Annotated in this window: 12 protein-coding genes and 2 tRNA genes; 12 read left to right on the top strand and 2 right to left on the bottom strand. The window is 47.3% G+C overall.

The window, feature by feature from the left end:
- Nucleotides 1-465 precede the first annotated feature (465 nt).
- Nucleotides 466-539, bottom strand: a tRNA-Gln gene (locus G7Y37_RS02040).
- Between the two features lie 23 nt (nucleotides 540-562).
- Nucleotides 563-638: transfer RNA gene (locus tag G7Y37_RS02035), tRNA-Lys, on the bottom strand.
- 113 nt (nucleotides 639-751) lie between these two features.
- Here G7Y37_RS02035 and G7Y37_RS02030 point away from each other — a divergent pair.
- The 12 genes from G7Y37_RS02030 to G7Y37_RS01975 all read left to right on the top strand — a co-directional run bounded on the left by G7Y37_RS02030 (nucleotide 752) and on the right by G7Y37_RS01975 (nucleotide 9241).
- A complete protein-coding gene (locus tag G7Y37_RS02030) occupies nucleotides 752-1177 on the top strand; it encodes a universal stress protein (protein WP_165060992.1) in 426 nt (141 codons plus the stop codon).
- A gap of 3 nt (nucleotides 1178-1180) precedes the next feature.
- Nucleotides 1181-2401, top strand: coding sequence for an MFS transporter (locus G7Y37_RS02025; RefSeq protein ID WP_165060989.1), 1221 nt, complete (start codon nucleotides 1181-1183; stop codon nucleotides 2399-2401).
- A gap of 46 nt (nucleotides 2402-2447) precedes the next feature.
- Entirely contained in the window at nucleotides 2448-2891 is a 444-nt protein-coding gene (locus tag G7Y37_RS02020) for a DUF4430 domain-containing protein (RefSeq protein ID WP_165060986.1), read from the top strand.
- 376 nt (nucleotides 2892-3267) lie between these two features.
- Nucleotides 3268-3486, top strand: coding sequence for a translation initiation factor IF-1 (infA, locus tag G7Y37_RS02015; RefSeq protein WP_165060983.1), 219 nt, complete (start codon nucleotides 3268-3270; stop codon nucleotides 3484-3486).
- A gap of 70 nt (nucleotides 3487-3556) precedes the next feature.
- On the top strand, nucleotides 3557-3670 hold the full coding sequence (gene rpmJ / locus G7Y37_RS02010; protein WP_006363204.1) for a 50S ribosomal protein L36: 114 nt from the start codon (nucleotides 3557-3559) through the stop codon (nucleotides 3668-3670).
- A gap of 13 nt (nucleotides 3671-3683) precedes the next feature.
- The gene (rpsM, locus tag G7Y37_RS02005; RefSeq protein ID WP_165060980.1) at nucleotides 3684-4055 is read left to right on the top strand and encodes a 30S ribosomal protein S13; all 372 of its coding nucleotides are present in this window, start codon (nucleotides 3684-3686) and stop codon (nucleotides 4053-4055) included.
- 12 nt (nucleotides 4056-4067) lie between these two features.
- Nucleotides 4068-4463 carry a 30S ribosomal protein S11 gene (gene rpsK, locus G7Y37_RS02000; RefSeq protein WP_165060977.1) on the top strand — a complete coding sequence of 132 codons (396 nt, stop codon included), beginning with the start codon at nucleotides 4068-4070 and terminating at the stop codon, nucleotides 4461-4463.
- Between the two features lie 16 nt (nucleotides 4464-4479).
- Nucleotides 4480-5106, top strand: coding sequence for a 30S ribosomal protein S4 (rpsD, locus tag G7Y37_RS01995; protein ID WP_165060974.1), 627 nt, complete (start codon nucleotides 4480-4482; stop codon nucleotides 5104-5106).
- Between the two features lie 29 nt (nucleotides 5107-5135).
- A complete protein-coding gene (locus tag G7Y37_RS01990; protein ID WP_165060954.1) occupies nucleotides 5136-6086 on the top strand; it encodes a DNA-directed RNA polymerase subunit alpha in 951 nt (316 codons plus the stop codon).
- Nucleotides 6087-6098: 12 nt separating this feature from the next.
- Complete coding sequence (rplQ, locus tag G7Y37_RS01985; RefSeq protein ID WP_165060952.1) at nucleotides 6099-6680, top strand: 50S ribosomal protein L17; 582 nt, start codon at nucleotides 6099-6101, stop codon at nucleotides 6678-6680.
- 6 nt (nucleotides 6681-6686) lie between these two features.
- Nucleotides 6687-7460, top strand: a complete 774-nt coding sequence (locus G7Y37_RS01980) for an energy-coupling factor transporter transmembrane protein EcfT (RefSeq protein ID WP_206214061.1) — start codon at nucleotides 6687-6689, stop codon at nucleotides 7458-7460.
- Nucleotides 7461-7585: 125 nt separating this feature from the next.
- Nucleotides 7586-9241, top strand: coding sequence for an ABC transporter substrate-binding protein (locus tag G7Y37_RS01975; RefSeq protein WP_165061024.1), 1656 nt, complete (start codon nucleotides 7586-7588; stop codon nucleotides 9239-9241).
- Nucleotide 9242: the final 1 nt, after the last annotated feature.

The raw sequence follows: 9242 nt of genomic DNA, 5'->3' as shown, positions 1-9242 counted from the left end.
GAATTGTGGAGAACACTGGGCAAACAGGGTTCTTCAATTCTATTTTGATTCGTAATTGGCGTAATTTGGCATTATAGACTGTGGAAAGTCGGAAGTTTTGACCATTTTTCGCCTAAAAAGTGACGAATGTAACACACGGTCTGGTTTGATCAGAGTTCCACAACAGCACTCCTTACCCCTTTGCGATGGACTGAGCCTTACACACTTTTCTGCCTATATGTCGCATCATATTGAATCGTTCTAAGACCAAGTTGTCTTTTGGATACGGATAGTGCGTTGTATTGCCACGTTTTCGAACCGCGACAATGTCTGGCTTAAAGAGCGCATCATATTGAACTGTTCTAAGACCAAGTTGTCTTTTGGATGCGGATAGTGCGTTGTATTGCCACGCTTTTGAACCGAATTGGCTTCGTCCAATGAAGAGTTCAAAATAAGTGGCAAGACGACGTGCTAGACGTATTCAAATGGCTGGGGTACCAGGATTCGAACCTAGATAGCTGGCACCAAAAACCAGAGTCCTGCCGTTGGACGATACCCCAGCGAAGCATTCCGCATAAAGAAATGGTGGGCCGTGAGGGAATCGAACCCGCGACCTTGGGATTAAAAGTCCCCTGCTCTACCAACTGAGCTAACGACCCAAACCTTTTGCGGACGAACCGTTATTTTATACGTGTATGTCAATGTGGTCAATCGTAGTTACGGTAATATGATCAGAATAGTTGGCGAAAAAACACGAAAGGGAGGGTCATAAATGTGGTGTAACAAGATTTTAGTAGCATATGATGGCTCGGCTGCATCGAAGCGCGCGCTGAATATGGCACTTGGCATCATAAGACCCAGCGAACATATAGAGTTGGTGTTCGTACATGTAACGCGCATGGCGGGAGTAGGCACTATGACTGCCGGAGTTGATACCGTCATTGCAAATGATGCGCAAGATATTCTTGAAGAATTAGAACTTATCGCTAATAACATACCGAATTCCGTCGAAATAAAGCTGCTTGTGGGCACTTCGCCTGCAGATCTTATAGTTCGTTGTGCACGCGAAGAAGGATGCGATCTTATAATCATGGGAAGTCGTGGTCGCGGCGGCGTTAAGGGATATCTTGGCAGTGTTAGCTATGCGGTTACAAAAGAATCTCCTATAGCAGTACTTATCGCGAAAGAAGATGAATGATAGATGTCTTCTGCGTCATCTGAGGAATTGTGGACGCCATCTTTTCTAATAGGAACATTTGCGAATTTCACAATAACACTTAATTATTTCATGCTTATGGTTGTTATGACCGCCTATGCGATGCGTGCCTACAACGCACCCGAATCGCTAGCGGCATTTACAGCTAGCATATTCATTATTGGTACTTTATTTGCCAGACTTGTTAGCGGTGCAGCTATGGAGCGCGTGGGCAGGAAGCGTCTTTCTATTATAGGCGCGGTATTCACCATCGTTTTTACTGCACTTTATCTTGTGGGCACAGATATCTTACTCTTGCTCTGTATTCGATTTTTGCATGGCTTTGCTTATGGAATATTCTCTACTTGTATGGCTACGATAGTTACCGCCATAGTGCCGCCAACTCGTAAGGGAGAAGGTATAGGCTACTATATGTTGTCGGTTACGCTCGGTGCGGCTATAGGTCCATTTGTGGGGATTCTTGTATCGAATCATTTCGATTTTCGGGTGTTGTTCATTTTTGCAATTGCCGCTGCTGTGATAGCGCTAATTTTGGCGGCGCTAATGCGTGTGCCTGCTACTAAACGCTCTCAGACAAGTTTGAAAGCCGCTAAACCTACTCCAACACAAGCGCCGCAAAAACTAGGTTTGCTCGATAAGATTATAGAGGTTGGGGTGCTTCCAATTGCAGGTGTGGCTGGATTGGTGTACTTCGGCTATTCGGCTTTGCTTACCTTCTTAACACCATTTGCAGAAACCATGGATATGACCCGCGCAGCTAGTGTTTTCTTCATTGTGTATGCAATCAGTATGTTCATAACTAGACCATTTACCGGTAAAGCATTCGACCGCTACGGACCAAGACCAGTTATGATTCCGGCATTTCTATCGTTTGCTCTTAGTATGGCTGTATTGAGCGCTACTACAAACGATTGGATGCTTTTAGGTTCGGCGCTTCTTGCTGGTTTTGGAGTAGGTACTGTGCAATCGTGCGGTTTGGCAATGGCGGTGCGTGTCACATCCGACACTCGTTTAAGCTTGGCTAATTCAACTTTTTACATAATGCTAGATTTAGGAGTTGGGGTAGGACCGCTATTGTTAGGATTACTGGTGCCGCTTAGTGGGTATCGGCTTATGTATTTATGTCTATCGGGTCTTGCTATTGTGGCGTTTCTCCTATTTCTGCTTATTACCAAAAAGGGGAATATGTCCCAAAAAGCAATATAATTCGAATGCACATGCTGTTTGCGTTTTGCAATAAAGGAGTGGTTTGATGAAACAATTTAAGCGATTTGGTATATGCCTTGTAGCCCTAGTAATGTCTGCGTCAATGTTTTTGTTCGGATGCGCAAGTGGCGCACCTAGCGTGGAAGACATGGATCAGGACACGAGAAATCCCGTTCCTGAGAGTGCTGTAGAAGCTGGGGAAGTAGTACATGTTACGGTGGAAAATCCTGACGGAGAAGAGCCAATAGCCGATACTGATGTGAAAATAAAAGACGGTATGACTGCCTTAGATGCGCTTACTGAACTTGATATACAGGTGGCTACGGTTGATTCGTCTTACGGTCCGTTTGTAGAAATGATTGATGGTATATCTAACGAGGGTTCTAATGGTTGGACTTACTCTGTCAATGGGGAAATGCCATCTGTATCGGCTGGAGAATATGCGGTATCTGCGGGCGATAAGGTTACATGGACTTATTACAAAGCCTAGTTTATTTGTTATTTGTGGTTTATTTAATGCGCTCGTTAGCTTAGATGCTTGCGAGCGCATCTGTATTTCTGCTAACATCTCTTTTGCCGACAAGGCGGCAGCGTTTGCTTTTCATGCAATGCGAATACCTGGCGACCTAAGCTTTGTCGCACGTACTGCGGCAACGTCTAAGATTTTAGGTTGCGCGGCTTTAAGCCGCTAGCCTGACAAGCAGGTTCTAAAAACCAGCACCGCCGGTTTCATTTTTTGTGCGCCATTTTTTCAAATTCTCATTCAAAATACAGAAGTTTTTTGTTAGGATAGATAGCTGCTGCGTATTCGCGGCAAAACGGCGGGTGATAAAGCCCGGAAAACATGAATGCTTTGGAGGACACTTTTGGCTAAAGAAGATGTTATCGAGCTTGAGGGCACCGTTAAAGAAGCGTTGCCGAATGCAATGTTTAAGGTGGAGCTCGAAAACGGCCATGAGATTCTGGCACACATTTCCGGCAAAATGCGTATGCATTACATCAAGATACTTCCGGGGGATAAAGTTACGGTTGAACTTTCCGTATACGATTTGAACCGCGGTCGCATTACTTACCGCTTTAAATAACAGCCTAGAAAATAATCGCCAGCGGCTGGGCGTGGAATATAGAGAAGACGCATAACCGAAAGGAATTGAAATGAAGGTACGTCCTTCGGTCAAGAAGATGTGCGACAAGTGCAAGATCATTAGGCGCCATGGCAAGGTGCTCGTAATTTGCGAGAACCCCCGCCATAAGCAGCGCCAAGGTTAAGGGGGTTTATAACATGGCAGTACGTCTTGTCGGTGTTGACCTTCCGCAGAGCAAGCGCATCGAAATAGCCTTGACCTACATCTACGGAATCGGACTCACCACATCTAAAGAGGTTCTCGCATCCACCGGTGTTAATCCTGACACTCGTGTGAAGGACCTGACGGAAGAAGATTTAGCGAAACTACGCGATTACATTCAGGCTAACCTTAAAGTTGAAGGCGACCTGCACCGCGAGGTTTCTCAGAACGTAAAGCGCTTGATGGAGATTGGCTGCTATCGCGGTCTTCGCCATCGTAAGGGTCTTCCCGTTCGTGGGCAGCGCACCCATACCAATGCGCGCACGCGCAAAGGTCCGCGCAAGCAAATCGGCGGTAAGAAAAAGTAAGCGAGGAGCATAATGGCAAAGAAAAACGTTACAACGCGCGTTAAGCGCTCTGAGCGTAAGAACATTGCTGTGGGTGCTGCTCACATCAAATCTACGTTCAATAACACTATTATTAGCATCACCGATCCTCAGGGTAATGTGATCGCTTGGCAGTCTGCTGGTACAGTTGGTTTTAAAGGCTCTCGCAAATCTACGCCGTTTGCGGCACAGATGGCAGCTGAGGCATGCGCCAAGGTGGCTATGGAGCACGGTCTTCGCAAGGTGTCCGTGTTCGTTAAGGGTCCGGGCAGCGGTCGCGAGACAGCCATTCGTACCCTTCAGGCTGCAGGGCTAGAAATTGCTAGCATTCAAGATTGCACACCCATTCCGCACAACGGCTGCCGCCCCAAGAAGCGCCGCCGCGTGTAACTGAAAGGATCTATTTATGGCAAGATACACAGGAGCGGACTGCAGGCTGTGCCGCCGCGAAGGGTGCAAGCTCTTCCTGAAGGGCGACCGCTGCTATTCCGACAAGTGCGCCATGGAGCGCCGCGCTTATGCACCGGGTGATGCTGGTAAAAAGCGCATTAAAGAAAGCGAATATCGTCAACAGCTTCGCGAGAAGCAGAAGACTAAGCGCATTTACGGTCTACTAGAAAAGCAATTCCGCCATTATTACGACTTGGCAAACCGTGCCCAAGGTATTACTGGTGAGAATCTGCTGCGTATTCTTGAAAGCAGACTTGACAATGTTGTGTACCGTCTTGGTTTCTCCAAGTCGCGCGCAGAGGCGCGTCAGCAGGTACGCCATGGTCACATTCAGGTTAACGGTCGCAGGGTGGATATCCCATCGTTTAGAGTGCGTCCGGGCGATCTGGTTTCTGTTGCACCTAAGGCACGCGACATGCTAGTTATCAAGAGTGCTCTTATCAGTAACGAGCGTTCGGCAGTTCCGGCATGGCTGGAGGTAGACATAGAGAAGTTGCAGGGCAGCGTGCTCTCACTTCCACAGCGCGATCAGATCGACTCCGACATTCGCGAACAGCTCATCGTCGAACTTTATTCGAAATAATCGCGGCTATTTAAGGAGGCTACCCGAACATGACAGAGTTCATGAGGCCTACTGTAACAACGGAAGAAGTGAACGCCACAGTAGCTCGCTACATCGTAGAACCATTAGAGCGTGGGTACGGTTCAACTCTCGGCAATTCTATGCGCCGCGTGTTGCTCTCGTCTCTTGATGGGGCAAAGGCTACTGCTATTCAGATAGAAGGTGTCCAGCACGAATTCACTACTGCTGAAGGCGTGATAGAGGACATAACCGATATAGTATTAAATGTTAAGGGTTTGGTATTTGCGCAGCAGGTTGATGATGTGGAGGAAGCCACAGCTCACGTTTCTGCGGAAGGACCTTGCACTGTTACTGGTGCCGACCTACAGGTTCCCACCGGGTTTACGCTTATTAACCCAGAGCATGTTATAGCTACTGTTGCCGACGGTGGTCAGTTTGACATGACTATTCGCATTGGTGTTGGACGCGGTTATGTTTCCGCTGACAACAATAAGCGTACTGAAGATCCTATCGGCATAATCCCTGTGGATTCGCTGTTTAGTCCGGTAAAGCGCTGCACTATGAATGTGGAAGACACGCGTGTAGGTCAGCGTACTGACTACGATAGGCTGGTACTTGAGGTAGAGACTGACGGATCTATCACTCCAGCCGATGCGGTCTGTCAGGGAGCAAACATAATCAATCAGTATATGGGCGCTTTCCTTGCGCTCGGCGACCACGACGAGGAAGACGAGGTGGAGGCAGTCTCCATCTTCGCTCCTGAGGGTACTGAGAGTAATGCAGAGCTAGATAAGCAGATTGAAGATTTGGATTTGTCGGTCCGTTCCTACAACTGCTTAAAGCGCGCTGGTATACATTCGGTGCGTCAGTTGGTGGAATTCAGCGAGAACGATCTGCTGAATATTCGCAATTTCGGCGCGAAATCTATCGAGGAAGTGAAAGATAAGCTTATCTCGATGGACTTGAATTTGAAACTATAGGAGCGAAGTGTTATGAGACATAAGTATAAAGGGCGCAAGCTTGGCACCGATTGGAGCCACACAAAAGCTATGAAGCGCAGCTTGGTTCAGGCACTGTTTCTGAACGATCGCATTAAGACTATCGATAGCCGCGCGAAGGAAATTCGTGGCGATGTCGATAAGATTATCACTTGGGCTAAGCGCGGCGATTTGCATTCTAGGCGTTTGGCTATTGCCGCTCTTGGTGGCGACAAAGAACTTGTTCGTGAGATATTTGAAAAAGTCAACCAAGGCATGTTCGAGGGTCGCAATGGTGGCTACACTCGTATTATGAAGCTAGGTCCGCGCAAGGGCGACAATGCGCCAATGGTTATCATGGAACTTGTGAACGAGACTGTTAAGCCCAAGGCTGAGAAGAAGGCTACTTCTGCTAAGAAAGCGGCTCCGAAGAAGGCTGCTCCTAAAGAGACTGCTGAAGAGAAAGAAGCTGCTAAAGAGGCTGAAGAAGTGCGCGCTGAGGAAACTGAAGAAGTGCGCGCTGAAGAAGCTGAGGCTGAAGAAAAGGTTGCCGAGAACGCCGAGGCTGCCGAAGAGAAAGTTGAAGAGAAAGCTTAATAGCATTTGGCTGCTATCAGCATCTCTACATACATTGCAGGTAATTCGAGCGTGCATCGCTGTGATGCGCGCTCGAAAATTATTCTGCTACTAATTTATTCAGTCTGTTTATTTTTCATAGATTCTTGGATTGGGATGGGCATTGCCGCTGTAGCGCTATTTGCGGTTTTACTAGCATCGCGTATTCCTGTTGCGCGTGTATTCGGGATAGCGACGGTGGTGTATGTGTTAGCGGCATTCACCATTGTGGCAAATGCGTTTCATTTTGAATATGGCAGTTTTACTTTTACGATAGACGGCCTAATCCGCGGCTGTTTTTTTGCGATACGCATTCTTCTGCTTGTTTGGGCAAGCCTAATAGTTTGTTTTACATCCACATCTACTCAGCTAACCGACGCGCTAAATAGTTTTCTTAGTCCGCTTCAAAAATTGCACGTTCCTACTGACGATATATCAATGGTTTTTAGCATAGCTATACGTTTTATCCCTGTTACAGCTGAGGAATATATGCGAATACGTGATGCTCAGTGGTCGCGCTGCGCTCCGTTAAATGAGGGATCAATTATTGGGCGAATTAAGGCTCATATGGCTATTCTTATCCCGATGTTTGTGGGCTTGTTTCGCAGAGCCGATAGGCTTGCAATGGCTATGGATGCTAGGTGTTACGGCATGCCGGGTGTTAAAAGAACTCAACTATCCGAGACGAAGTTTTCACCTAGCGATGGCGTGCTAACCGTGCTGGGGGGCGCACTTCTTATTGTAATGGCAGTCTTTTTATAACCAGTTTTTCTAGCCAATTCTCTAATTCTTAAAAGATTGTATGCAAATGCGAAGGTAACATGCTAGAATCAGCGGTGTTACGAAAAACGAAAACGTAACATTCTTAATGGAGGGAAGTGGATAGTATGGCTCGTGGAATTACACGTAGGAGTTTTGTGGGTGCAGCAGGCGCTGGAATTGCGGCGCTGACCGCATCGTCGCTTCTGGGTTGCAGTAGTTCTAGTAATGCAAGTAGTGCTGAGCAAACGGCTAAAAAGACAAACGAGGTAACAGTTTCCATGACTACAACCTCTGAGCCCGAGGCGGGGTTTGATCCTCTGTTTAGCTGGGGCTGCGGAGAGCATGTGCACGAGCCGCTAATTCAATCTACCCTTATAACAACAGATACCGATCTTAATTTTGTAAATGATTTGGCAACATCTTATGAATGTTCAGAAGATGGACTTACGTGGACTTTCAACATTCGCGACGATGTAAAATTCACCGATGGAGAACCCCTTACAGCACATGATGTAGCCTTCACCATAAATGGCATAAACTCTAATGAAGCTGCGCAAGCTGATTTATCCATGATTGATACAGCTGTGGCTACTAGCGATACTTGTGTGCAGCTGCATCTGAATAAGCCCTATAACGCTATGTTGTACACGTTGGCTGTTGTTGGAATTGTGCCAGAGCACGCATATGATGCAGCCACATATGGCACAAACCCCATTGGCAGTGGGCGCTACATGTTGGAACAGTGGGACAGGGGTCAGCAGGTTATTTTGAAGGCTAACCCTGATTATTATGGCGATGCGCCTTTGATGGAGCGCCTTATTGTTGTGTTTATGGGAGAAGATGCTTCACTTGCCGCCGCTAACTCCGGTCAAATTGATGTGGCTTATACTGCTGCCACAATGGTCGATTCTGCGCATCCTGCAGGATATGAAGTATTGAATTGCGAATCGGTAGATTCGCGCGGAATATCGCTACCTGCTATTTTGGCGGGTGATAGCCGAGTAATAGAAGACGACATGGTGATAAGCGCTGGAAACAATGTTACAAGCGATATTGCCGTTCGTCGCGCCATTAATTTTGGAGTAGACCGTCAGAAGATGATAGATAGCGTTTTGAATGGCTACGGTAGTGCTGCTTATAGCGTGTCTGACGGTATGCCGTGGTACAACCCCGATATGGAAGTGTCTTTCGATGCAGAAGCTGCGAAGAAATGCATGGAAGATGCCGGGTGGATTTTAGCTAGCGACGGCATTTATGCAAAAGATGGGCTGCGTGCAGCTTTTGATTGTTATTACAGCGCTAGCGATTCGGTGCGTCAGGCGCTGACGAATGAATTTGCGAATCAGATGCGTGATATAGGCATTGAGGTTAATCCTGTTGGGTCGGGGTGGACTTATGATGCATCCGGTATATATGCGCACCAATATAGCGATCCTGTGCTTTGGGGATGGGGCTCGAATAGCCCGGTAGAGGTATATATGCTTTACTATGGCGATTCGTCTGGCAATTACGCATGCTACAAAAACGCACAAGTAGACAAGCATTTAGATGCTGCCTTAGCTGCTACCAGTGTGGATGCATCGTATCCTGAATGGCAAGCGGCGCAATGGGATGGTGTGGAAGGTGTTGCTCCGCAGGGTGCTGCTACATGGGTATGGTTATGCAATGTGGATCACCTATATTTCAAGCGCGAAAACTTGGTAGTAGCTGCTCAGAAACCGCATCCGCATGGACATGGGTGGTCGCTCGTGAACAACGTGGATAAGTGGTATTGGGAGTAAG

Origin of the sequence: Adlercreutzia sp. ZJ154, from assembly GCF_011039055.1 — a bacterium.
Classification (GTDB): domain Bacteria; phylum Actinomycetota; class Coriobacteriia; order Coriobacteriales; family Eggerthellaceae; genus Adlercreutzia_A.
This window is presented reverse-complemented; position numbering and strand designations above follow the sequence as displayed.